24 protein-coding genes are annotated in these 24,511 nt (G+C 63.7%); 14 read left to right on the top strand and 10 right to left on the bottom strand.

Going from position 1 to position 24,511, the window contains the following annotated elements; all coding sequences use genetic code 11:
- Nucleotides 1–5: 5 nt before the first annotated feature.
- The 10 genes from XH91_RS01110 (at nucleotide 6) to ligD (ending at nucleotide 10,338) form a co-directional block, all read left to right on the top strand.
- The gene (locus XH91_RS01110) at nucleotides 6–563 is read left to right on the top strand and encodes a sigma-70 family RNA polymerase sigma factor (RefSeq protein WP_128948881.1); all 558 of its coding nucleotides are present in this window, start codon (nucleotides 6–8) and stop codon (nucleotides 561–563) included.
- A complete protein-coding gene (locus XH91_RS01105) occupies nucleotides 560–1,201 on the top strand; it encodes an NrsF family protein (protein ID WP_128948880.1) in 642 nt (213 codons plus the stop codon). Before XH91_RS01110 ends, XH91_RS01105 begins: the two co-directional genes overlap by 4 nt.
- Nucleotides 1,202–1,809: 608 nt before the next feature.
- On the top strand, nucleotides 1,810–2,190 hold the full coding sequence (locus XH91_RS01095; protein ID WP_128948878.1) for a hypothetical protein: 381 nt from the start codon (nucleotides 1,810–1,812) through the stop codon (nucleotides 2,188–2,190).
- Between the two features lie 54 nt (nucleotides 2,191–2,244).
- Nucleotides 2,245–3,516 carry a divalent metal ion exporter subunit IhpA gene (gene ihpA / locus XH91_RS01090; RefSeq protein WP_128948877.1) on the top strand — a complete coding sequence of 424 codons (1,272 nt, stop codon included), beginning with the start codon at nucleotides 2,245–2,247 and terminating at the stop codon, nucleotides 3,514–3,516.
- Complete coding sequence (gene ihpB, locus XH91_RS01085; RefSeq protein WP_128948876.1) at nucleotides 3,513–4,460, top strand: divalent metal ion exporter adaptor subunit IhpB; 948 nt, start codon at nucleotides 3,513–3,515, stop codon at nucleotides 4,458–4,460. Before ihpA ends, ihpB begins: the two co-directional genes overlap by 4 nt.
- A complete protein-coding gene (locus XH91_RS01080) occupies nucleotides 4,453–7,659 on the top strand; it encodes an efflux RND transporter permease subunit (protein ID WP_128948875.1) in 3,207 nt (1,068 codons plus the stop codon). The genes ihpB and XH91_RS01080 overlap by 8 nt, the downstream gene beginning before the upstream one ends.
- Nucleotides 7,656–8,027, top strand: a complete 372-nt coding sequence (locus tag XH91_RS01075; protein WP_128948874.1) for a hypothetical protein — start codon at nucleotides 7,656–7,658, stop codon at nucleotides 8,025–8,027. The genes XH91_RS01080 and XH91_RS01075 overlap by 4 nt, the downstream gene beginning before the upstream one ends.
- 47 nt (nucleotides 8,028–8,074) lie before the next feature.
- On the top strand, nucleotides 8,075–8,419 hold the full coding sequence (locus tag XH91_RS01070) for a hypothetical protein (protein ID WP_245477373.1): 345 nt from the start codon (nucleotides 8,075–8,077) through the stop codon (nucleotides 8,417–8,419).
- A 16-nt stretch (nucleotides 8,420–8,435) separates the two neighbouring features.
- A complete protein-coding gene (locus XH91_RS01065; protein ID WP_128948873.1) occupies nucleotides 8,436–9,299 on the top strand; it encodes a cation diffusion facilitator family transporter in 864 nt (287 codons plus the stop codon).
- Between the two features lie 115 nt (nucleotides 9,300–9,414).
- Nucleotides 9,415–10,338 carry a non-homologous end-joining DNA ligase gene (gene ligD / locus XH91_RS01060; protein ID WP_128948872.1) on the top strand — a complete coding sequence of 308 codons (924 nt, stop codon included), beginning with the start codon at nucleotides 9,415–9,417 and terminating at the stop codon, nucleotides 10,336–10,338.
- Here ligD and XH91_RS01055 read toward each other — a convergent pair.
- From XH91_RS01055 to XH91_RS01010, 10 genes are all read right to left on the bottom strand, one after another.
- Nucleotides 10,316–10,723 (bottom strand): hypothetical protein, encoded by a 408-nt coding sequence (locus tag XH91_RS01055; RefSeq protein WP_128948871.1) that lies wholly within the window; start codon nucleotides 10,721–10,723, stop codon nucleotides 10,316–10,318. The genes ligD and XH91_RS01055 overlap by 23 nt on opposite strands.
- Before the next feature lie 11 nt (nucleotides 10,724–10,734).
- Nucleotides 10,735–11,817, bottom strand: coding sequence for a DNA polymerase IV (gene dinB / locus XH91_RS01050; RefSeq protein ID WP_128948870.1), 1,083 nt, complete (start codon nucleotides 11,815–11,817; stop codon nucleotides 10,735–10,737).
- Nucleotides 11,814–13,388, bottom strand: a complete 1,575-nt coding sequence (locus tag XH91_RS01045) for a hypothetical protein (protein ID WP_206736848.1) — start codon at nucleotides 13,386–13,388, stop codon at nucleotides 11,814–11,816. The genes dinB and XH91_RS01045 overlap by 4 nt, the downstream gene beginning before the upstream one ends.
- A 281-nt stretch (nucleotides 13,389–13,669) precedes the next feature.
- Entirely contained in the window at nucleotides 13,670–14,359 is a 690-nt protein-coding gene (locus tag XH91_RS01040; RefSeq protein ID WP_128948868.1) for a hypothetical protein, read from the bottom strand.
- Complete coding sequence (locus XH91_RS01035; RefSeq protein ID WP_128948867.1) at nucleotides 14,356–15,075, bottom strand: SOS response-associated peptidase; 720 nt, start codon at nucleotides 15,073–15,075, stop codon at nucleotides 14,356–14,358. Before XH91_RS01035 ends, XH91_RS01040 begins: the two co-directional genes overlap by 4 nt.
- Nucleotides 15,076–15,077: 2 nt before the next feature.
- Nucleotides 15,078–15,527 (bottom strand): hypothetical protein, encoded by a 450-nt coding sequence (locus tag XH91_RS01030; protein ID WP_128948866.1) that lies wholly within the window; start codon nucleotides 15,525–15,527, stop codon nucleotides 15,078–15,080.
- Between the two features lie 13 nt (nucleotides 15,528–15,540).
- Nucleotides 15,541–15,912, bottom strand: coding sequence for a hypothetical protein (locus XH91_RS01025; RefSeq protein ID WP_347339926.1), 372 nt, complete (start codon nucleotides 15,910–15,912; stop codon nucleotides 15,541–15,543).
- 128 nt (nucleotides 15,913–16,040) lie between these two features.
- Nucleotides 16,041–16,937: a hypothetical protein gene (locus XH91_RS01020; RefSeq protein ID WP_128948864.1), complete on the bottom strand. Its 897-nt coding sequence runs from the start codon at nucleotides 16,935–16,937 to the stop codon at nucleotides 16,041–16,043.
- 38 nt (nucleotides 16,938–16,975) lie between these two features.
- Complete coding sequence (locus XH91_RS01015; RefSeq protein WP_128948863.1) at nucleotides 16,976–19,594, bottom strand: AAA family ATPase; 2,619 nt, start codon at nucleotides 19,592–19,594, stop codon at nucleotides 16,976–16,978.
- A 174-nt stretch (nucleotides 19,595–19,768) separates the two neighbouring features.
- Nucleotides 19,769–19,960, bottom strand: coding sequence for a hypothetical protein (locus XH91_RS01010; protein WP_128948862.1), 192 nt, complete (start codon nucleotides 19,958–19,960; stop codon nucleotides 19,769–19,771).
- A gap of 294 nt (nucleotides 19,961–20,254) precedes the next feature.
- On the opposite strand from XH91_RS01010, the gene XH91_RS01005 reads away from it, so the two are divergent.
- The 4 genes from XH91_RS01005 to XH91_RS00990 all read left to right on the top strand — a co-directional run bounded on the left by XH91_RS01005 (nucleotide 20,255) and on the right by XH91_RS00990 (nucleotide 24,345).
- A complete protein-coding gene (locus tag XH91_RS01005) occupies nucleotides 20,255–20,854 on the top strand; it encodes a hypothetical protein (protein WP_128948861.1) in 600 nt (199 codons plus the stop codon).
- A gap of 170 nt (nucleotides 20,855–21,024) precedes the next feature.
- On the top strand, nucleotides 21,025–23,097 hold the full coding sequence (locus XH91_RS01000) for an AAA family ATPase (protein ID WP_164938236.1): 2,073 nt from the start codon (nucleotides 21,025–21,027) through the stop codon (nucleotides 23,095–23,097).
- Nucleotides 23,094–23,351, top strand: a complete 258-nt coding sequence (locus XH91_RS00995) for a hypothetical protein (RefSeq protein ID WP_128948859.1) — start codon at nucleotides 23,094–23,096, stop codon at nucleotides 23,349–23,351. The genes XH91_RS01000 and XH91_RS00995 overlap by 4 nt, the downstream gene beginning before the upstream one ends.
- Nucleotides 23,352–23,403: 52 nt before the next feature.
- The gene (locus XH91_RS00990; protein ID WP_128948858.1) at nucleotides 23,404–24,345 is read left to right on the top strand and encodes a DUF4357 domain-containing protein; all 942 of its coding nucleotides are present in this window, start codon (nucleotides 23,404–23,406) and stop codon (nucleotides 24,343–24,345) included.
- Nucleotides 24,346–24,511: the final 166 nt, after the last annotated feature.

Here is a 24,511-nt window from a genome sequence, read left to right as displayed (position 1 = left end):
CGCAGATGACCAACCGAGAAACCGAACTCAAGGCCCTGATGCTCGCTGGTCTGAATGGGGACGCGTCTTCGCACCGCGCGCTCCTCGACAGGCTGAGTGGCCTCCTGCGAGGATACTACAAGCCCAGGCTTGCCAGGATCGGAAAGGGACCGACCGAGGCCGAAGATCTGGTTCAAGAGGCAGTATTGGCGATCCACCTCAAACGCCACACCTACGACCCAGGAGAACCTCTGACTCCGTGGGTACACGCGATCGCGCGCTACAAGCTGGTCGATTATCTGCGTCGGACCCGCGCCTCGCTTGCCGATGTGCCGCTGGAAGAGGCGGACGAAGTGATGGCGCAGGATGACAATCTGAGCGCCGAAAGTACGTTCGATCTCGCGCGGCTCATGCAACTGCTGCCTGAGAAGATGCGCAATTCGATTCAGGCGGTAAAACTGGACGGGCAAAGCGTGGCCGAGGCGGCGACACGCTCCGGCATCTCCGAATCGGGAGTGAAGATGAACATTCACCGCGGGCTCAAGGCGTTGGCCAACCTCATAGCCAGGGAAGCCCGAACATGAAGACCGAGGAATTGGTTGCCCTTCTGAGCACGAACTCGGGGCCGGTAGTCCGGGGATCGTTCGCCCGCATCCTTGGTGCCGCACTTGCTGCGGGTTTGGTCCTGGCCGTGTGCCTCTCGCTGGTCGGGCTCGGCTTCCGCCCGGACTTGACGACGACCCGCGCCCTGATCTTCCTCCTCCTCAAGCTCCTGTTTGCGGCTGTCATCGTCGGCATGGCGTCGGTCTACCTTGCGCGACTGGCCCGGCCCGGAGGAGAGCGGAGAATTTCTTCGATTTCCATGGTTGCACCGTTTGTCGCAATGATTCTGCTCGCCGCGATCAGCCTCGGACTTGCGCCGCGATCGCATTGGGACACGATGGTCGCGGGAGGCGAATGGCTGGAGTGCCTCGTTTCGATTCCGGTCATCGCGATCGTGCCTTTCGCAATCGCAATCTGGGCCGTGCGGAGAGCGGCGCCGACGAACCTCGTCCGTACGGGCGCTTTCGCCGGCCTCGTCGCGGGCGGCGTGAGTGCAATGGCTTATGCGCTACATTGCACAGCCGATTCGCTGCCGTTCGTCGCAATATGGTACGGCGGCACAATCGTGCTGTGCACGTTGGCGGGTGCGGTGTTGGGACCCCGGCTGTTGCGCTGGTGACGTGAGGCTATCGGCGTGTCACGACGGCGTGAGCTTGTGACCGCGAGAAGATTTGCTCCGAACTCATCATCAGAAGCGCACTCACGCGTTTCCGATGATGACGGAGCCGGAACATGTCAACCAAACACCTTCTCGCGATTTCCCTCTTCCTGCCGCTGCTGGCGCTCTCCGCGACAGCGCATGCGGGATCAACGATCACCGACAAGAGCTATTGGCCGAACGAGGCCAGGCAGAGCGCGCCGAACAGGGCCGCGTCGCAAACGGGCCCGTCTGCTGCATTCGCGTACGACCGAGCAGGAACACGTTTGGAGCCAGCGGCCGCCGCCGGCGGATCGGAAGGACGCTACCAAGGCGGCCCGAAGGGCCGTTGACGCGGACAAGCCTGGCAAATCACGACGACGAGCCGGCGCCGTGGAATTCCGTTCCCGGCGCCGATCGTGTTGTTGCTCAATGCCGCTGCGCCGATCAATAGCTTCTGGAGCGCAGCGGGGATGATGAAAAGGTCGCCGACGGGGGCTGTTCGCTGATCCGATCCTTCTGGGTTCGAGGCCTTCCAGGACTGAATTTGTGATAGTGTTCGGTTCCGGTCCTTGCTATCCGTGGCTTCGATGAAACGGCTGATTGGCCATAGGTCTCGCGTCTTTGCACCCTCCTTCCGCGGGCTGCTGACCGTATTGCTGACGCTCGCCTACGTCGTGGTCGGATTTGCAGGCGAAATCGCGTGCGCCGGCGAGACGCTCGCGAGCGAAGATCGGATCGAAGTTGCGGACATACCCGCCAACACGGACCAGGGCAAAGCGGACCAAGGATCGAAGAAGCCGGTTACCGTTGTCGATCATTGCTACACCTGTGTTCCCCTGCTGATCCCGCCACCCGTCCTCGTTGTCGAGCCGGCTGCAAAAGCCGCTCCTCCGGCATACGCCACACCGACCTTCCTCCTCGAGGATCAGCCGGGGCTCGATACCCCGCCGCCCAAATACCGGACCTGAGCATCTTCTCGGAGCGCGCGAGCGCTCGATCGATCGCTTGGTCAGGTCATTCTCATGTTTCGCAGGACGGTCACGCATTTCGCGTGCGCAGCGGCGTTTCTAGCGAGCCCGTGGCTCGTCGGTCACGCGCATTCGCAGACGCTCTCCATGAAGGACGCTCTGGGACGGGCGCTTGCCTCCAGTCCGCGTCTCACCGCGGCCGAGCGCGACGTGGGCATCGCGGCAGGGCAGCGGATCCAATCCGGAGCGCTGCTCAATCCGGAGGTGTCCTACGAACAGGACGACTCGTTCGGTTCGGGCAAATATCGAGGGACAAAATCCGCAGAAACCACCTTGCAGATCAGTCAGGCCTTCGAATGGTTCGGCAAGCGCGAGGCGCGAATTTCGGCCGGTGCGGCCGGGGTCGAGGCGGCGTCGATCCAACGTCAGGCCGTCAGATTGGAGGTCCTGTCTGAGACCGCGATCGGCTTCCTCAACGTGCTGGGTGCGCAGCGTCGGATCCAGGTTCTCGATGAGCAGGTCGGCGCCATCGACAAGCTGACCCCGCTGCTGCAGCGGCGCGTCGAAGCCGGCGCCTCGTCGCCCGCGGAGACGGGGCGGGCCGAAGTTGCATCCGCTCTGGTCAAGGCAGATCGCGAACGGCTGAGATCGACGCTCGCCAGCGCGCGCCGCGAGTTGGCCGTCCTAATGGGTGATCCCGCACCAAAGTTCGCCTCGGTATCCGGCAAGCTCGATGCCATCGGGCGACCGCCTTCGTTTCAATCGGTCGTGGCCGCGATTGACGCGAATCCTCAACTAGTGCGCTGGACCGCGATCTACGCGCAGCGGAACGCGGAGTTACTGCTGGCTCGGCTGAAGCCCTATCCGGACGTGCGCATCGCTGCGGGATGGCGTCACTTCAACGAGACCAACGACGATGCGGTCCGGCTGACACTCTCGGTGCCGATCCCGGTGTTCGATCAGAACCAGGGTAACATACTCTCGGCGCAGGAGAGCCTGGCGAAGACCAGGGCGGAGCGGGAGGCGAACCGAAATACGCTGATCGTGATCGCAGGCCGTGCCTACGACACGTTGCAGGGTTCGCTGCGTGAACTCGCCATCCTCCGCGAAGCCGCGATCCCTAAAGCGGAGCAGGCGGCGCAGGCCATTTCTGATGGCTACGGCCAAGGCCGTTTCACGCTGCTCGAGGTACTGGATGCCCAGGCGAGCCTCACGCAGGCGCGCCTGCGCGAGCAGGAAGCCTTGCAGAACTTCCACGTTGCCGTCGCCACCATCGAAGGCCTCGTCGGCAATCCATTTTCGCTCGCGCGAGAGAACTCAAGATGATTCGAGCACTTTTCCGATATTTCGTCTTTCTCCTGGTGGCCGGAACGCTCGTCTATGCCGGCTATCGGATGCTCACGCCGGCGACGACGAAAACGGTCGCGACGGAGAAGTCCGAAGCGGAGGAGCATTCGGACGGCGTCGCGATGAGCGATGCAAAGGTCGCGGCGGCCGAGATCGAGCTTGCGACGGCCGGCCCGGCCGTGTTGCACGACAGCCTGACGCTGAACGGAATGGTGCAGGCCAACCAGGAATCACTGGTTCAGATCACGCCCCGCTTTCCAGGCGTCGTTCGGGAGGTTCGCAAGCGGATCGGCGAACACGTCGAAAAGGGCGACATCCTTGCCATCGTCGAGAGCAATCAAAGCCTGACCCCCTACGAACTGAAGGCGGCGCTCGGGGGCACGATCATCGACCGCCAAACAACGCTCGGCGAATTCGTTTCCGAGCAGAAGCCGGCGTTCGTGATCGCCGACCTTTCGACGGTGTGGGTCGATTTCTCCGTCTACCGGCGCAACCTCGCCCGCGTGAAGGTCGGCGATCAAATCCTGATCGATCCCGCGGACGGCGGAGCCAAGATCGAGGCGAAGATTTCATATGTGTCGCCGGTCGGCAGCAGCGAGACCCAGACCGCGCTCGCCAGAGCCGTCGTAGCGAATTCCGAACAGCGGCTGCGGCCCGGCCTGTTCGCCACCGGTCGCTTGACCTTGTCGGCGAAGAAGGTTGCGGTCGCCGTGAAGTCGTCGGCTTTGCAGATCCTCGAAAACCGTACGGTCGTGTTCGTCCGCGACGGCGAGAAGTTCGCAGCGCGTGACGTCGAGATCGGCGAGCGCGACCCGGACTTCGCGGAAGTTAGGTTCGGGGTGCTCGAAGGCGACCTCTACGCGGCGCAGAACAGCTTCATCGTCAAGGCGGAACTGGGGAAGGGAGGAGCGGACAATGATTGACGGCATCCTCTCCTTCGCGATCCGTCAGCGTTGGCTGGTGATGATCGCCGTGCTGGCGATGGCCGGTTTCGGTGCATGGAATTTTTCTCGTCTGCCGATCGACGCAGTCCCAGACATCACGAACGTTCAGGTGCAGATCAACAGCAGGGCCCCCGGCTACTCGCCGCTGGAAGTCGAACAGCGCATCACATTTCCGATCGAGACCGCCATGGGCGGCCTACCGCGCCTGGAAAGCACCCGGTCGCTGTCGCGCTACGGGCTCAGCCAGGTCACGGTGATCTTCAAGGATGGCACCGACATCTATTTTGCCAGGCAGATGGTCAACGAGCGGATCCAGCAGGTCAGGGACCAGCTACCGACGGCGATCGAGACCGCGATGGGGCCAATCTCGACCGGGCTCGGCGAGATCTACATGTACACGATCGAAGCCAAGCCGGAGGCCCGCAAGGCGGGCGGAGAGGCGTATAGTCCCACCGACTTGCGTACGATCCAGGATTGGATCGTCAGGCCGCAACTACGGACCGTTGCGGGCGTGAGCGAAGTCAATTCGGTCGGCGGGTTCGAACGGCAGTTTCAGGTACTGCCCGATCCCGCCCAACTGATGGCCTACAAGCTCAGCTTCCGCGACATGATGGCGGCGCTCGCCTCGAACAACGCGAACGTCGGTGCCGGCTACATCGAGCGCAACGGAGAGCAGTACCTCGTCCGGACGCCTGGACAGGTCGCAAGCGTCGACGAGATCAAGGAAATCGTGGTCGGCTCGCGGAATGGCATCCCGGTGCGGGTGTCCGACGTGGCCGATGTCCGGGAAGGAACGGATTTGCGGACCGGCGCGGCAACGCTGAACGGGAACGAAGTGGTCCTTGGCACCGCGATGCTGTTGATCGGCGAGAACAGCCGCACCGTCGCGCAGCGCGTCGCCGCGAGGCTGAAGGAAATCGGACGCTCGCTGCCGGATGGGGTGGTCACGCACACCGTCTACGATCGCACACGTCTAGTCGAAGCAACGATCACAACCGTGGCCAGGAATCTTTTCGAAGGCGCGCTGCTGGTGATCGTCGTGCTGTTCTTGACGCTCGGCAACTTCAAGGCGGCGGTCGCGACCGCGTGCGTCATTCCGCTGTCAGTGCTGTTCGCGATCACCGGCATGGTGGAAGACAAGGTCAGCGCCAATCTCATGAGCCTGGGCGCCATCGACTTCGGCATCATCATCGACGGTGCCGTGATCATCGTCGAGAACTGCCTGCGCCTGCTGGCCGCGGAGCAGGGCCGGCTCGGCCGCGTTCTCAACCGCGAGGAACGTTTCGAGACCATTCTCGCCGGCTCGCGAGAGGTCATCCGCCCCAGCCTGTTCGGCACGTTCATCATCGCCGTGGTCTATCTGCCGATACTCACGCTCACGGGCGTCGAAGGGAAGATGTTCACGCCGATGGCTTTGACCGTGCTGATGGCGTTGACCGGGGCCAGTGTTCTATCGATGACGTTCGTGCCGGCGGCCGTGGCACTCCTGGTCACCGGCAGGGTCTCCGAACATGAGAATTGGTTCATGCGCGGCGCCCGCCGGATCTATGCGCCGCTGCTCACCGCCTCGATCAACAACAGGTTCGGCGTCGCGGCGATTGCGGCCCTTCTGGTCGTCGTCTGCGGGATCGCGGCCTCTCGCATGGGCGGTGAGTTCATTCCCGGTCTCGACGAAGGAGATGCCTCGGCCGAGGTGGTCCGCATCCCCAGTATCAGCCTGCCTCAATCGGTGACCATGGAAGCGATGCTGGAGCGCCGATTGCTCAAGCTTCCCGAGGTCAAGGAGGTGTTCGCTCGCACCGGCACGGCGGAGGTCGCGACCGACCCGATGCCGCAATCCACCTCGGACAACTACATCATGCTGAAGCCGCGAAAGGAATGGCCGGATCCCGAGAAGCCGAAGGCTACCGTCGTCGCGGAAATCCAGGAGGCGGCCGAAGACGTGCCCGGCAATGCCTATGGGTTCTCGCAACCGATTCAGCAGCGAATGAACGAACTCATTTCTGGCGTCAGGAGTGATGTCGCCGTCAAGATATTCGGCGACAATCTGGACGAACTGATCCAGGCCGCGAGCCGGGTCCAAGCGGTGCTGCAAAAGGTCGACGGGGCCACCGACGTGAAGGCCGAACAAGCGGCGGGGTTGCCCGTGCTCACCGTCCAACTGAACCGCCCAACCCTGGCGCGCTATGGGATCAACGTTGCAGACGTGCAGAATCTCGTCGAGATGGCCGTTGGTGGCAAGAACGCCGGCCGCCTTTTCGAAGGCGATCGGCGTTTCGACATCGTTGTTCGGCTACCAGACGATCTGCGTTCGGATATCGATGCCATCAGGTCCCTGCCGGTGCCGCTGCCTCCGATCGAGAACCCAAAGGCGACCACTGCTCTCTGGAGCAATTCGCCGCTCGCTCAAATCCGCTACGTGCCGCTATCCGAGCTTGCCCAGGTCGATCTCAAGCCCGGCCCCAATCTGATCGGCCGCGAGGACGGCAAACGGCGGATTGCGGTGACGGCCAACGTGAGGGGTCGCGATCTCAGTTCGTTCATCGCGGACGCCCAGGAGCAAGTGACGCAGAAGGTGAAACTTCCACCAGGCTACTGGATCGGCTGGGGCGGTCAGTTCGAGCAACTGGTCTCCGCGACGCAGCGGTTGACCGTCGTCGTGCCCCTCGCACTGTTCCTGATCTTCCTGCTGCTCTTCATCAGTCTCGGATCGGCGCCTGACGCCCTATTAGTATTCAGCGGCGTGCCCCTCGCTCTGACCGGCGGGGTCGTAGCGCTGCTGCTGCGCGGGATCCCGCTCTCGATCAGCGCCGGGATCGGCTTCATCGCGCTCTCCGGGGTCGCCGTGCTCAACGGGCTCGTCATCATCACGTTCATCGAAAAGCTTCGACGGGAAGGCCATGCGCTGGTGGACGCGGTCCGGGAAGGTGCACTGACGCGGCTCCGGCCGGTCCTGATGACCGCGCTGGTCGCCTCGCTCGGCTTCGTCCCGATGGCCATCGCCACCGGTGCGGGTGCCGAGGTGCAGCGGCCGCTCGCGACCGTCGTCATCGGCGGGATCATCTCATCGACCATCCTCACCCTGTTGGTGCTGCCGGCGCTCTATGCCTTGTTCAGGCGGGAACAGCCGACCAATGCTCAATCGAATCCATCCGCCCCCCAAGGAGTGCCGTCATGAAGTACGCGCTGTTGCTGATCGCTACCATCTTGTTCGCGACGCCGGTTTCCGCCGAGGACTATGAAAAAGGACCAAACGGCGGGTTGATGCTCGACGTCGCCGGGATCGATGCCGAACTTCTGACGTCGGGCAACACGGTCACCATCAATGTCTTCGAGGCCTTCAAGGCCAAGCCGGTCTCGACCAAGGGCTATGTAGGGGCTGTGCTGATTGCCGGTGGGTCGGCCCGCGAAACGGTCACCCTTGCGCCCCAAGGCGAAAATTCGCTCAAGGGCGACGCCAAGAATCCGATCCCCGCCGGCGCGACGATCACCCTCACGATCAAGACCGCCGAGGGCAAGTCGGGCCAGGCAAAGTTCAAGAAATAGGGTCGGCCGTGACGTGCCGCATCCGACGTTCGACAGCCGTCTGCGTGATGTGGGCGTTGGGATGGAGCACGGTGGCCGCAGAAGAGCAAGGCGCCCGGACTGCCCGGATCGTGGGGCTCGGCGCCGCGACATGCCGGCAGTTCACCGCCGACGCCGCGGCCGATCCGCAGGTGAGCAGGGACTACCTGGCTTGGGCACAGGGCTTCATGAGCGGAATCATATTGAGCAGGCCGCCTGGCGTGGACGTCGGTCTCGATCTCAATCCGCCGACATTCGGCCTCATGGACCAATTGCGGTTCCTCGAAGACCACTGCGCGCGGAACGACGCGGTCGATTTCTCTACGGCCGTCGAGGCGCTCTACAGGCGGCTGCGGCTGGAAGGCAGGACATGATGCGAGGACGTGCGTTATGACGACGGACGCAGACGGAATGGTGCGCTATCGCGTCACGGGCATGGATTGCTCCGCCTGCGCGGCCAAAATCGAAACCGCGGCGCTTTCGGTCGCGGGCGTTCGAGCCGTCAAGGTTTCCATCGCCTCCCAGGAGATGACGCTCCGGACGGAAGCCGGGCCGGCACCGCTGCCCGAGGTCGAACGCTCGATCACAGGTCTCGGCTACAGACTTGCGCGCATCGACGCAGATGACCACCATGTAGCGGACCTCTCGCACGTGACGCCGGCCTACAGGCGCGCCCTTTGGATCGTGGTCCTCCTCAATGCCGGCTACGGCATCGTCGAGATCGTCGGTGGCTTTCTTGCCGGCTCGCAATCGGTAAAGGCCGATGCGCTCGATTTCATCGGCGACGGAGTGATCTCGTTCCTTGGACTGATCGCGGTGGGTTGGGGACTGGCGGCCCGCGCCAAGGCGGCTTTGCTGCAGGGTATCTTCTTAGGGGTTCTGGGAGCGGGCGTTCTCGTCGCAACCGCCTATCGGCTGCTGGTGCAGCATCAGCCGGAAGCTGAGCTGATGGGGGTTCTTGCTCTGATTGGACTTGCAGTGAACGTGGCGGCTGCCGTCGTGCTCCTGCCACATCGGCGGGGCGATGCCAACGTGCGCGCGGTATGGCTATTCAGCCGCAACGACGCCATCGGCAACATTGCGGTCGTCATCGCCGCCCTCCTGGTCGCCTGGACACAAACGCCGTGGCCTGACCTAGCCGTCGCGGTCGTCATTGCCACCCTGTTTCTGCAGTCGTCCTTCTCCATCATCAAGGATGCACGAAACGACTTGAGCCAGGCAGAGCCGATCCATGGGAGCGAGCGGTCATTATAAGGCAGCACACCGTACCGCCGTCGACGGGCGCGTTGCCCGCCGAATGACGGTTTTCATGACGAATCCGCGTGTTTCCTTAAGAGGTCCTCGGTAAGCTGCCGTTTTGAGTAGCGTGATGGCCAAGAGTGCGCGGAGAGTAGTTGCAGCGGTCCCGTCGGCGGGAATGCCCGGATTCATCAAGCCTCAACTGGCCACGCTGAAGGCCAAGGCGCCGTCCGGCGACCAATGGCTTCACGAGATCAAGTTCGACGGCTACCGGGTTCAAGTCCACCTCCAGAACGGGAAGAAGCGAGTGTTCACCCGAAACGGGTTGGACTGGACGAAGAGATTCTCCATGATCGCAGGTGCATTGGACATCCCCGGTCAAGCCATACTCGACGGAGAGGTTGTGGTCATACATGAGGGCCGTACCAACTTCTCCGAGCTCCAGGCCGAACTCGCAGCGGGCAAACAGGATAGGCTGATCTACTACGCCTTTGACCTGCTCTGGAGGAACGGAGACCTCCGCAAACTTCCCCAGGTAGAGCGCAAGCAAATGCTCTCCGACCTGCTCGGGGCAAACGACATCGGGCATCCCGTCATCTACTCGGAGCACCTGACCGGCGACGGACAAGAGATGTTCGAGCACGCCGCGAAGCTGAATTTCGAGGGCATCGTCTCGAAGAACGCGCAGGCACCTTACCGTTCCGACCGGAACGAAGGGTGGCTAAAGATCAAGACCGTGCAGAAGGGCAAATTCCCGATCATCGGCTTCGTCAAGGATCCCACCGGAGTGGCCGCGCTGTACCTTGGAAAGCGCGAGGGCAAGGATCTCGTCTACATGGGAAAGGTGGGGACCGGCTGGTCGCGAACCGTCTCGAGCCAGATCAGAAAGCAGCTCGATACCGTGGTGAGCCCGAAATCCAAGCTGACGAAGCCGATCAGGAAGCCGAAGGCCACGTGGGTCGAGCCGACTTTCTTCGCGGACGTCGAGTACCGGGACATCACGTCGGACGGCCTGCTGCGGCAGAGCTCGTTCAAGGGACTGAAGAGGAAGTAGGTTCGTCGGCCTCCCAGGCGGGAGTCGAGTAATCCAGCGCGACCATCCTGCCTTCGAACCACCCCCAGTCGGACGCCTTCGGTTCGAAGGGACAGCTGTCTTCCCCCGGCATTTTGTCCCAGACCTCCGCGAAGTTCATGTACTCGTCCAAGCTCATCATGTCGTCGAGCGGTTTCGCCGCCCTCATGATCTGCACGAAACCGTTTCGGGAAACCCAGAGAACAGGGCACAGCAGGTTGCGACGCGTCTCGTTGGCGCTTCGATAGAGCTTCGCTTCGTACAGATTGCTCGCGCGTCCGCGCGCGTTCCGTGCGAACTTCAGGGCGAACCGACCGACGACGACGACGGGCGATCTCATGCTGCCGGTTCGGGAGATGCTGATCATGCGCTGCGTGCTCAGATCGGAAGCCCGAGTTGCGGTTCTTCCTCGTCGCCGCCTTGCAGCGAGGAGAGCGAGACGCCGAGAAGCCGGACGGGCTTCGGAACGGGCACTTCGTGCTGCAGAAGCGCGATCGAGAGCCGCTCCAGGTCGTCTCGGCTCGATACCGCGATCGGGACCGACCTGCTGCGCGTGATGATCTCGAAGTCGTTGAATTTCATCTTCAGCGTGACCGTTCGTCCCCGCGAACCTTTCTCCTCGCAATGGCGCCAGACCTTGTCGATCAGCGGCTGCAGTTCGGCAGCCATGGGTTCGAATTCGGTCAGGTCGCTGGCGAACGTGTTCTCTGCGCCGATCGACTTCCGGATCCGGTTGGCGCGGACCTCGCGATCGTCGACGCCCCGCGAAATCCAGTAGTAGTACGCGCCGGCCTTGCCGAAATTGGCCTGCATGAACTCCAGCGTCTGGTTGCGCATGTCCAGGCCGGTGTGGAGGCCGAGCGAGTTCATCTTCGCGCTGGTCGCCGGTCCGATACCGTGGAATTTGCCGACGGGCAGCGCCTCGACGAACGATGGACCCATCTCGGGCGTGATGACGAACTGGCCGTTCGGCTTGCGATGGTCGGAGGCGAGCTTCGCCAGAAACTTGTTGTAGGAGATTCCGGCGGATGCGTTGAGGCCGGTGACCTCCTTGATCTTGGCGCGGATCGCGAGCGCGACGTCGCGCGCCAGCGGGATGTTCTGCAGGTTCTCGGTGACGTCGAGATAGGCCTCGTCGAGCGACAGCGGCTCGATGATCGGCGTGTGCTCGGCGAAGATCTCGCGTATCTGCTGCGAGACCGCCTTGTAGATCTCGAAGCGCGGCTTCACGAAGATCAGGTCCGGACACTGCCGCTTGGCGGTGACGGACGGCATCGCCGACCGAACGCCGAATTTGCGGGCTTCGTAGCTGGCGGCCGCCACGACACCGCGCTCGCGGGATCCGCCGACGGCTACCGGTTTGCCGCGTAGATCCGGATTATCCCGCTGCTCTACCGATGCGTAGAAGGCGTCCATGTCGACGTGGATGATCTTCCGATGCACGTGGCGGGTTTCCGTCATGGACCGACTATGGCCGCCGACTTCGGAAACAACTCGCGCTGCGCGAGTTCGATAAGACGCTGCGAATCGGCCATCAATTGCGGGCTCGGCTTGATCCTGTCCGCGTATCTCTCGTCATGGACCATGAAGTTGTGCAGGGAGACGAGCCCTTCCGGGTGCGCGCACGCATAGTCCGCCAGCAGTTGCTGCATGGCGAATTCCGAAACCGACGATTCTAGATTTTCGAGGTCGGAGATCGTCATGATCGCCAAGGTCATTACCCGCCTTCCCCCAGGCACTTCGCCGAGCAATCGGCGGAATTCCGAATCGAGAAACGTGCCGTATGCCGGCGCGTTCAACCGCGTGTCGTGGACCAGCAGGACCGGATGGATGACGGCCACCCCATCGAATGCGCGCTGCGCCTCTCCGCAATTTCCATCGAGAATCCGCCGGACGATCTGCGCCAATTGCGCGACGCCTTTCGGCCGCTCCTTCTTCCCGCCGGCGGACGCGGTCGCGATCCCGTAGCGCGACCGTATCTGCTCGATCCAGTCGTCGATATCGCCGAGCACGATCTCGTCCTTCAACCAGGCGGCCTTCTGCTCGAAGATCACGGTCTGAGGGATGTAGTCGAGCAGTGCATCGATCTCGAAATCGCGATTCTCGCGATCGCACGCCTCGACGCCGCATTGGAGGCGCGAGGCCAAGCCGGGACGGTCCGGATACATTCGCCTCAAAATGCCGTTCGCGTAGTCCTCGAATGCGTTTCCGAACGCGCCGAACACTTCGTTGGCGCTGCGTGCCTTCGGCAGCAGATGGAATAGCGGGCCTACCGATATCTTCTCGCTGAAGAAGACGGGATCGATGATGATGGCCCGCCCGTTCGCCAGCCGCAGTATGGGGCGCTCACGCAGGTCCCGGTAACCGCGTTCGGTGAATCCGTCCCAGAGCGTGACCGCGAGCTCTTCCGGCGTCTGGGATTCAGAATCCATGTATTTGGCGAACTTCTCGCGGTAGGCGGTCGCGTCGGCGACGGTTTGTGCGTTGAATAGGGCCCCTCCTTCGGAGTCGAAGGGCAAGTACAGGGCAAGACCCGTGACGCAAGTGAAGTATTGCTCCACGGTGAGACCGGTCGCGTCCAGGAATTCCGCGGCGAAGTCCGGATAGTGGCGCGGAAAGTGCTCGGAGAACAGCGCCCACCCGCGGCCGAGCGTGGCTCCGATATGCGGCGCAATCGCCGATTCCTCGAGCCCGCGGCGAAACGCGCCGAGAGCCAGTTTGCGGGCGTCGTCGACCGGAAGGACTCCGGATAGCCGACCGGCAAAGACGCGCTCGCCCCAGAGCTTGCTGGCGATGAGCGCGGCCTGAAGCAGGCGGCTCCGGCCCGCGGGATCCTCGAGCGACTCGGCGCCGACCGCCGCGTCGCAGCAGCGGACGGCCCAGCGCATCAGTTCCAGCAGCTGGCCTCGGAAGAATACGACCGGAAGATCGCCGGAAGGGCGGGTTCGAGCGAACGCGTTGATGCGGTCCAGATCCTCGCCGCTGCAGATCATGTTGATCGCTCGTTGTTGGCGTTCCTTGATGTCGGGCACGCCGGTCCCGCTCACCACCGTATTCAGCCGCGCGCAGGCCACCAGCACGGCGTCGCGGCCGAGGGGCCGAAGCAACTCCTCCATCGTCGCTTCGGTCGCCTCGACGTCGGGAAACAGGGCGTCGGGTGGAACGAAGACGCCGATCTCGTTCGACGTCATCGACGACTGTCGTTGGGCGGACCTGGGAAGGATCAGGCCTGGCGTTTTCATGACGGCTCCATAAGGGCGCCGCCGGGCTCATGCCGGCGGACCCGTGCTCGCATATATGATGCGGCGCGTCGCTAGTCCCGGGCGACCCGCACGAATTCTCCGTTGTCGACGACGTAGATGTTGGCGAAGAGCCGCCCCCAATCGGCCTTTCCGATCGCGTCCAGGGCGGGGGCGACGACCTCCGTCAAGGAGAAATCGACGAGATCGAACGAGCACATTCTGGCGTAAACGAGCAGATCGAGTTCCTGCCCGACGTAGTTCGTATTGGATAGCTTCGTTCTCACCGCCGAGGCGATGCCGGCCCGCCACGTCGTCAGCTGCTCCGCGACGTCGCGGACGGTCGGCTCGGAGATGCGGCCGCCCCCGAAGTAGAATCCGTTTTCGCGTTGATGTTTCATCTCCAGGTGATGGAGATGGCCGCTGCTGTACGCGGCGTCCTCCGGCTCGTCGTAGGCCATCGTGCACTGGACGTTCAGCGTCTTCTCGCCCGAAACGATCACGAAGTCGGCGGCGCCCTCCGGCGTCCAACGGAATGTGTCGGCATCGTCGAGGCGGAGGCCGTCGGCGAGCAGAAGCAGCGGCGACCACTCTTCGTTTCGCGTTTTCGCCCAGGCGATTTCCTTTCGGCTTTGAACCCGCAATCTGGAGGACAGATCCTGATCGGACTGGCGCTCCGCCAGCAGCAGAGCTTCGGCAGCGCGCAAGTCGCCAATTCCGTAGAGGCGGCCGGCCTCCAAAGGGTAGACCGATCGGGACGTCATGCAACCTCCGCATCTTCCTTGACCCCGCGGGCGACGATCCGGAGCGACCCGTCCTGCAGCGGCCGCTGCAGCTTGAGGGCCTCGTCCGGAGGCGCGGTCATCCAGGTCTCGACCTCCTCCGGCGTGGTCAGGATCACCGGCATCGCCTTCGGATGGATGGCGCCGATTTCGGCGTTCGCCTCCGTCGTCAGGAATGCGTAGAGGTCGTTGGTGGTCTCGCCTTCCTTGACCTTCCGGACCGAAGTCCAGTTCGCCCAGATCCCGGCGAAGCATGCGAGCGGACGGCTCTCGTCGAGCGCGAACCAGATGTCACCGCCCTCTGCCTTGTTGAACTCGCTGAACGAGTTGAACGGCACCACGCAGCGGTGCTCCGGACCCAGCCACCGGGTCCAGTGCTTGGACGTCACGTTGCGGATGTTCGTGGTTCCGGAATCCGGCTCCATCCGAAGCAATTCCTTGAAATCGACGGTCTTGCCCTTGGCCTCCAGCTTCGCGGCGCGCTTCTTCGTCGCCACCAAGAGCGCTTGCGCCGACGACGGCATGCCCCATCGCGCGGTCGCGAGCTCCCGGCCGCCGGCGCCGGTCCGGACGATCGGCGCGGTGTAGTCCGGAAACACGCCCGGCATCGGCGCAAGGTTGCCGACGTACCGGTTGACGACGCGGAACAGCGCGCTGATGGCAGCTTGGTTCGTCGTGATCGAGTAGAGGTTGCACATCGTCAGGTCTCCGGCGCGGCCTGGCGAGGGCGCTGAGCCAGTTGTAGCAGCGTGGCTGGCGGGCGGCGATTGGCCTTGGCGCACTTGCTGCAACGGAGCCGACTCGCCAGGTCATGCACGAAGGTCGTCGGCGGATGGCGCAGCGTCGCCAAATCCACCTCCCGCCGGGTCTTGCACCGCGAACACTCGATCTCTAGCCACGCGAAACCGCCGTTGATGGCCTGGTCGATCGTCGGCGACGGGTCGATCGGGCCCCCCGATGCCCACATCCGTTCGTTCCAAGACTCGCTGAGGAGCCTGTCGGCCTGCTTTATGAGGGCCTCGCCATTGGCGCGGGCTTCGGCAGCCTGGCTGGCGAGAATCGTCGTCATCGCGCGGGCTTTCCCCAATTCCTTCCGCAGCGCCTTGCGGTCGCCTCCGGAGAGCGGGGTCGGGTGGTGCTTGGGCGCCATGGCCGTCCCCCGGCTAGACGTCGTACGACGGCCAGCAGCCGTCCTCCTCGTGGCGGCCGGTGCGCTGCGCACATGTGTTGTCCAGCAGACGCTGGCCCACGTCCCGCCAGATCGCATCCGAACCGTAGAGGCGAGCGGCATCGACCTTCTGGATCTCGACGGTCCGGCCGCAGCGGCGGCACCCAACCCTCAGTACATGCTGACGAATTTGGTTCATCCGCAGCGCCGCTCCGGAGGAGTTGGAGCGAGCGTCGGCGCGCGGGTCGTCCAGGAGCGCCTGCCAGTATTCCGCGGGTAGATCGGCGTCGGGACCCAATCCGGGCTTCTGCGGTGCGTTTCTGCCGACGAGAGCGGCCATCTTGTCCATCTGCTTGGGTGTCGGCATGCGCCAGCTCGCGGGTCGGTCCGTCATGCCTCAATAGAACATAACAAGAACGCTGGAGTCTAGACAGTCGAACGGCGAAACCCAAAAGACAGGGAGCGCAATGCGGTCGAGGAAAATTTCCGTGAGGGTCACGATCGCCATCCGGGAAAGCGTTCGAGTTCCTCTCTATCCAGTCGATGGAGTTCTTCGCCGCGTTCGACGACTTCGTCGAGCACGGCGGTCATGCCCATCTGGCCGACTGCCCAGATCGCCAGACCTCGTGTCTCGTTCATGATGGAATTCGGGCAGGTCATGACGAGCTCGAGCGCCTCCGCCTCGGTCACGCTGTGGCGCAGCCGCGCACACAGATAGAGATAGGTCGCGGGATGTTTAGACCGGATGATCGGCCAAACCGGGTCGGCGACGGCCCGCGCGCGCATCGCCGCGCGACTGACGATCCAACCTTCGTCGCAACCGTCAACGAGTTCGGCAAGGATCTCTGTCAGGAAAGCGGGACTGGCTTGGCTCGCCAATCTTCTGGCTGCCCGTTCGTCACCGGTTGATCGGTAGTAGGTCATGACCATCGTCTCGTCGAAAAGGGCGGGCACCTGCGTCACAGCTTTCAGCCAGCGGGCGGCGGCCCCGCGGGTCCCGCGATCGATCCACGCCTCGACGATCGACTGCTGCTGTGGTTGCGGAAGAAATTCGAAGGCCGCCGAGAGGAGCGCCTCCACGGCGGGTCGAACGGCCGGCTCGTCGCGGCCAATCGCGCGGATTCGCTCGATCGAGTCGCACAACTGCTGACGATCCTTGGGATCGAGGCGGTTGTCGCCCAGTAGACGAAGCAGCCGGCGCCTTAGCGCAAGGCGGAGTTTGGAGGGAGCCGCGAGAGTGTCGGTTATTGTCCGGCAGAGATCTGGAACGGAGAGACAGGCGATGTAGGCGTGAAACAGGCTAACGACGTCGGGATGCGGAAGCCCGCCGGCCGCGATTTCGCGGATACGCCTGATCACACCGTCGGAGTCAGACTGCTGACCAGTGGTCATTTGCTCGCCCCTCGGAGCCGACGCCTGATCTGATCGCGTCAGACCGGTTTGATGGCCTTCTGCCTCGAGGCCATCGTTTCCACCCAGGTTTTCAAGGCCGTGATCTCGGCCTGAATTCTATCCGGAGCCGGCAGGGGCGAATTCAGTCCGCGCGCCTCGCTGTGCAGCAGCGCCGAGCACCTGCCGAAGGCGTCGCGGACATCTTCGCAATCCTTGACGGTGATGGACGTCAATTTAACAAGGCCGTCGGTCGAGACCTTGTTCGACATTCGCCGGACTACGGGACCGACGGCGTCTTCGACCGCCCTCTCCCATGACGTCCGGAGCTGCTCCTGCAGCGAGCGCACGGTGATATCCCATTCCGCCTGATTGCCGCGGTCGTGTTTGATCCGTTCGTTGTCCAGGCGATGTTGCATGCCGTCGATGACCAGGGAGAGAGGTTTCGCTCGCATCGGCGGCTCCGCGTGGCAGAAACCGGTATTGTCCGCGCCGCGGCTGATCGACTTCACGGTGATTGTCGGCTTCGGGTCGACGTCACCGCACGCCTCGTCCAGCATGAACAGAAACGCGATATCGTGCGTGAAGACGATGGTCTGACGGTGGACCGCTTCCTCGGCCAGTCTTTTGGCGACGCTGGCGCGGTGCATGTGGTCCAGCGACGATACGGGATCGTCGAAGACGATCGCCGATCGGCTGTCGCTCGTCGCCAGTTCCGCAAGGAACGCCGCCAGCGCCACGCATCGGTACTCGCCCTCGCTCAGGACCGCTCCGACGCCGGCCGCGGGCTTTCGCGTCAGCGCCACTTTGAAGCGCGGCACTCCGTATACGCTTTTTTCTCGTTTCAACTCGATCGCCAGAGATGCCACGCCGATCCGTCCGATTTCCCTGGCGAACTGCGCCCTGAGCGCGTCCGTGACGAGCGTTCCGGCGATCTCCGTACTCTTGAGCGTTATCTTCGTGGTGACCGTGTCCTGCGCAGCGGCCTTGAGCGCGACGATCTTATTGGCGCGATCAATCTCGGCGAGAACGTCCGGCTCGACAGTGGCGATCCATTTCCTGTCCGCGAGAGCGTTGCGCTCGGCAGTCATGCCGCGGCGTGCGGGCGAATCCGCCTCGGCGGTCATGAGCGCCTCCCGATCAAGGAGATCCGCCAACTTCGCCGTTGTGGCGGCATTTGGAGGAGGCTCGGCGGCGAGATGGCTGGAGCCGCCTCGCCCGCCGTCGCGCGTGACTTGTCGCAAGCGCCATGAGTTGATCGTGATCGACCGGCGGAATGCTGCTGCAATATCCTCGTCGTCGAGCTCGTCGGAAAGGAACCGGATTATTTCGGTGCGCGCCGACGTGGGAATTCGCGCCTTGGAGGTCGCTTCCAAATGGGCTTCGTAGGTCTGCTTCGCGTCGATCTCCCGGCGTTGGCTATCGTTTTTGATGAACTGCTCGAAACGGCTCAGGCGCGAACCTGCCTCCGGGCCGAGTTCCTGTTGGCACAAGACGCACACACCGGGCGCGAGAGCCACTGGAAACGGCCTTCCCGGATACGCCTCCTGCTCCGAATATCTACGGGCCGCTTCCCACAGAACCCGCCACGCGTCGGAGCCAATATGCGGCAAAGGCTCGCCCGCGAATAGCGCTGAAGAAGCCGCAGCGGCCGCCTCTCGCGCGACCTCATATGCATCGGCCGCCGCGCGCAGTGCCTCGATCCTTTCGTGGGAAATGGCCTCGGCGAGCGCGGCGACGCGAGCTCCCGCGGATTCGAGCCTCTCGCGCTGCGCCTTTAGTTGACGGCCCGCTTTCACCGGATCGCTCGCCAGATCGCTGTCGAGCCGTGTTAGCCGGTCGCTTTCGGAAGCGTCGAGGCTCGCGAGCGTTCGAACCTGAGCGGGTGTGCATTTGCCGAGACGGGCGAGAGCGAGGAGCTTGCCGACTTCGGAATCTGGCTGGCAAGGCGGCTGCCTGATCGCCTGTGGCGTCTGGGCTTCGATTCTCGCGGTCTCGTCATCGAGCTTGGAGCGCAGGTCCTGACAGATTTTGGCGAGTTGGGCCAGGATGCGGAGGGGAAACGGCGTGTAGGCGACGTCGTTGACGGCGTCGACGTGCACGCTCGCTGTCCGACTGTCGAAGACGCTGACGGCGGATAGCGCCGGATCCGCTGGGCTGCCCGCGACCCACGCCGACGACGCGTTCTGGTTGTTCACGGAGAAGTCGATGGTCGCGCTCGGCGTCCCAGGATTCGGATCGTAGATGTTCGGAAGGACGGCCTCGCTCCGGCTTCCGAGCCGCGCGCGGCACATCTGCTTCAAGATGCGGGCATAGCCGGATTTGCCTGAACCGTTGTCGCCGTAGACGACCGTCAGCCCAATTTTCGTGAACGTCAGCTTCTCGTCTTCCGCGAGCGCGTTGACGTGCTTGACGTCGCGGACGCATCTCAGAGTGACGACCGGATTGCCTGCGGCGGCAGCCTTCACATGGGACGCGTCGAGCGGTCGACCGATTGCCGTGCGCTTGCAGATCGCGAGAAGCTCCGTCACGTCGGAATCATCCAGATCGGGAGCGGTGCAGAGCCGGCGTAAAGCGTCGCGCTGCCAATCGGGGCAGTCTTCGGACCATTTGACGAGGTTGGCGAGAACGATCGCTTCGGTCGTCGGGGAATCGGACAAGGGAGAGAACCTCGCGGGGCGCGCGACGCCGGCTGGGAAGAGGTTGAGCGAATCTAGGCGCGCATCGTGAGGTTAGTTAAGTTTCCGAATCCTTGGAATGCCCATTCTGTCGTTTTCTCATCCTTTCTTCGACGAGTTCGGTCTGAAGATAAGCTTTGGTAGACAGGAGAAGACTCACGTCTTCTCCGACGCCAGCGCGTCTTCGACGGCTTTTTCGATGAACTGCCAGGCCTTCAGTTCCTTTGAAGCTGCCGCACGCTTAACCTTTTTGATGAGCGCGGGCTTCATGTACGTCAACATGGCTTTGCGCCCGTCGCGCCTTTTCGACTCCGTGGGCTTTTTCGGACTTTTCGCTTCCTCGGCCATAGCCGCGTGCATCCTTCTGGACGATCCAGGAGGATACTAGCAGGGCCCTTTGGCGAAGCTAAGAGGCCTGTCCCGCAAACCTGTTGATGACGAACCGCGTCTAGACAGATATCTACTGGATATCGGATAGATATCTAATTGTTGACTTTTTGAAAAATGTGTGATCTAAGTCGGGCTGCTACGACGTTCCAGCTCTGACATGGGAGAATTTGCCACCCCACGGTTGACCCCGCACGATTCCGTGCGAGGCGACCGCTGTTCGCCGTTTTCATTCGACGATATCAGCGAGGATAGATGCAGAAAAACCTCTTCATCAGCCACAAGGCCAGCCGAGCTATCCCCCTCTCGAACAATCTCACCCGCGATTTTTTGATTCAGGCGACGCTCGACGGCGATGTGCGGCGGATCGAGTACCAGAACAGCGTGATCATCGATGAGCGCATCGTGGCGGCCGATGGCATCATCGTGGAGCGTTTCGATGGCCGCTTTGCCGTCGACCTCGTCGACGCCCGTCCTGCCCATGATCCGACGGCCGAAGCCCTGACGCAGCTCGCCTTCGCCCGCAAGTGCCACGGCATCATCGAACTCCGCGCCGACGATGTGCGTGCGGAGCCGCGTTGCTCGGCGGCGCGCGAAGTCTGGAGCCACCGTTCCGTCCGCATGCACGCGGACGACCGCGCCGAAATCCTTGAGGCCCTCGAAGATGGCGGGCCGGCCGGGCTGGCTCAGCTCGCCGCATCGGTCGTCACGCGCGGCGAGGCGCGGACGTTGATCTACGCGCTGGCCTGCGAGGGCGCGGTCGAACTCGATCTCCGCTGCGGCCTCTCCGACGACATGATCGTGCGGTCGGGATATGCCGGATTCTCCGCCGGTCTGAGCGCGTACGGCATCTAATCCTCACTTTTCTGGGCAAAACGATCACCCCGCGCGGCACCGCGCGGGGCGGTCGTTTTGTCGCGCGCTATCGCTCCCTTTCGGGCCTCGCGCTCTCGGGGACGATGGCGCTCGAATCCTTGCATGCCTCACGCCGGCCCTTTCGATCGGCGCATCACGTCAGGAGAATCATGACCGATCACGAAAAGAGCGGCGTGGGTACCGACACGATGGCGAGCAGCGGCCGCTCGACCCAAAAGCGGGGCTTTGCGTCCTTCCGACACGCTGCCGTGGATTTTGATCAAGAGGACGGCTCCGAACTTCGGGACGCAGCGACAATGGACGCCGTCACCTATTTTGGCTCTTTGAGCCGCAGTGAGATCGGAAACAAGATCGTCGCGGCAGCCTTGCGTCGCGCCACGACGGCGGCCGACCGCAGGCGCATCCTGCGCGACCCTCGTCCCGCCGTGGTCGTCATCACCGTCGCTTCATCGGCCTGGATCGAGACCGTCGAACGCTATCTCAACGGTATCAAGCGCGACTGGTTCGTGGTGGCACGCTCCGGCGCCGACCGCCAGCATACGGCGAATGTGGGCAACGAGGGCGTCGCGAAGGCACTCTTGCGGGGACAGTCCGTCATCGGCGTTGCCGCCGACCCGGCGCGGCAGCTCCCCCGCACGTTGACGGCCGCGGCGGATGTCCAGATCGAGCTCGGCGATCTGGACACGGCCAGCGTCGGCACGGCGATGCGCTCGCGCTTCCCGGGCGCTGCCGTCGCGGTCCCGGCGGATGCGTTGACCGCACTGCAGCTCGACGATGTGGTCGCGGCGATGCGCCCTGGTGTCTCCGCCGAGGAGGCCGTCGAACTGATGCGCCGGGCAAGCCGGCGGCGGTCGGCGGGTAACGACGTCTCGACCGCGCCGGATCTCGCCACCGCGATCGAGTTCGGCGCCGCGCGCGAGTTCGGACTTGCTCTGGCGCAGGATATCCGGGATTTCAAGGAAGGCCGCCAGTCCTGGGCGGACTCGATGAAGGGCGGGCTGTTTTTCGGAAAACCAGGAACCGGGAAATCCGTGCTGTGCGCCAGCATCGCCGCGGCGGCCGGCGTGCCATTGCTGCGGTTTTCGGTCGCCTCGGTGTTTGAAAAGAATTCGCATCTTGGCACCGTTATCGAAGCATTCAAAAACCTGATGAATCAGGCCGCCGCGATCGGTAGCTGCTGCATCGTCGCACTCGAGGAGGTTGAGTTTATTCCGCGCCGCGATCGTCTCGACGACCGCGGCGGCGGGAAATCCTTTTGGCTCCCTATCATCGATTTGGTCATGCTGCTGACGGACGCCGGGATCGCCGCCAACGAGCCGAACGGCGGCGCCGGGCGCCCCGTCGGCGTCTTCATATTAGCTTGCACAAATTACCTCGATATGGTCGAGCCCGCCCTGCTACGGCCGAACAGGCTTGAGCGAGCCGTTGAGGTGTCGCCGCCCGACGCCGCCGGCATTGCAAACATCTTGCGATTCCACTTGTCGGGCGCGCTCATCGGCGAGGACATTTCGGCGGTTGCCAGGTCGCTCGAAGGGGCTACGGCCGCGGAGTGCATGGCCGTAGTGCGTGCGGCCAGGCGTATTGCCCGCCAAGCTGGTCGACCCATGACGCTCGCCGATCTGGTCGCAGCGGCACACGGCGACGACGATCGCTCGCCGCAGGTCGTATGGCGCACCGCCGTTCATGAGGCGGCGCATGCTGTCGCCGCCGTCGTGACGGGTGAGGGCGGCCTGGTCTACGTGTCCATCGAGCGCCACGGCGGTCACACCACGGTCGAGGGCGACCGGGATGACCTCCCGACCCTGGCGACCATCGAACGCACTGCGGTCTGCCTTCTCGCCGCAGGCGCCGCCGAGGCCTCGATCGTCGGGTCGGTGTCGACCGGGTGGTCGGGGACGGACAGATCGGATCTCGGCAGGGTCGCGCTCCTGCTTTCCCACGTCCACGCTTGCAGCGGCTTGGCGGGAAACCTGTTCGTGCGTGCGAATACGGATGCGGCAATAGAGGCCGTGCGCGCCGACCCCGAGCTCGGCCGCGCCGTCGAGGATCACGTGCGTCGACTCTATGCGCGTGCGGTAGCCCTCGTCGGTAGGCATCGCAACCGCATCGTCGCGGTCGCCGAGGCACTCTTCGATAAGCGGCATCTCGACGTCACCGAGGTGGTGACGATCCTGTCGGATATCCCCGAGAATTGGACCGAGGTGCCGGAGGATCGCCGATGATCCTGACGGTCGAGGTGCACGGAGACGGAGAGGAACGGCACGCGGTTGTTGCGGTCGTACGGATCCTCGGTCCGAACAAGAGGGCCGGCCGCAGCGACTATGCCGTCGGAGCGGTGAAGGCCGATGCCTGCGACGGTGGTCCGGCGAGCAGCGCCGGCTGCGTCGTCGTCGGCCACGACAACCAGCAGGGGCTCTGGGCTCTGCTCGAACACGCTTGCGCCGCTCTCCGCAAAGCCGACTTCACCGCCCTTTAGAAGCCGGACCGCTGTTTCGGCTCAGCACGAATTCACTACCCATGGAGAAAGCATGACCAGCGAAACGAATGCTTCGACCGACTACGCGTCCACGGCAATCGTACACCGCCCCTTCGGCGGGATCGGCTCCTATCGCCGGGTGTCGGATCCGGCCGGGCGGACGGTGGTGCACGCGTTCCCGATGAGCGAGTTGTCGCGCGTCGCTGCGGCAGGATTGCTGTGCACTCCCGGAGCCTACATCATGACCGATGGCAAGGTCGCCTATGTCGGTGAATCGCGGCGACCCTCCCGGCGCCTGGCGGAGCACGCGGCCGACCCAGCGAAGAACTTCGCGCGCGACGCCTACGTGGTCGGCGGCTGCGACGGCGCCGCCTTCGACAAGTTGCTCACCGTTGATCTCCAGTTCCGGCTCACGCAGCTCGCGGGGCAAGTGGGCGCGGTATCGGTCTGGAAGGGCGCCAATCCGCCCGCGCCCGATACGACTGACGCGGAGAAGGCGACGCACAATCGCATCGCCGCAGACGCGTTGCGTTTGCTGCACGATGCGGGCTGTCGGCTATTCCACGCGCCGAGCCTCGACGCTGCGCCGCCGCCCGGAGAGAGGCCGCTCAGCGATGCCGCCGCGGACCCGACGGATCCCGAGCCGACCGATGCCGGCACCGCGGCGGTGCCGGCCGGCTGCGAGGAATATGAGCTGCAATACGGCGGCCTCTGGGCCCGCGGTCGCTGGGAAGGCGGTCAGTTCGTCGTGAGCGCGGGGTCCGAGGTGAGGTCGATGACGAACGAAAGCGTCGACGAGCAGACGAGGCTGCGACGCAACGATCTGTTCGCGGCCGGAGTGCTGTCGAAGATCGCGGGCGTCGGCGACCGGCGGCGGCTCACCGATCCCTACCCGTTCGCCACGGCGTCGATCGCGGCCAAGGTTCTCGCCGGCGCGCACAGCGCGGGCCGCTGGGTGCCCCGCGGCGCCGGCCGGCCGGGCTTGCCGGCGTAGACGCTGCCCCGGCGGCGTGGGCCGCCGCGGGACCGATTGGCCGTCGGGCCGGCGCGTCAAAACGAGCTGTCGTTTTTTCAAGGACTCAAGTTTCCAAGGATTCGAAATTCCAAGGACTCATTTTCAAGGATTGAAATTCCGGAAGACGAATCCTTGAAAATCGAAT

Origin of the sequence: Bradyrhizobium guangzhouense (assembly GCF_004114955.1) — a bacterium.
Classification (GTDB): domain Bacteria; phylum Pseudomonadota; class Alphaproteobacteria; order Rhizobiales; family Xanthobacteraceae; genus Bradyrhizobium; species Bradyrhizobium guangzhouense.
This window is presented reverse-complemented; position numbering and strand designations above follow the sequence as displayed.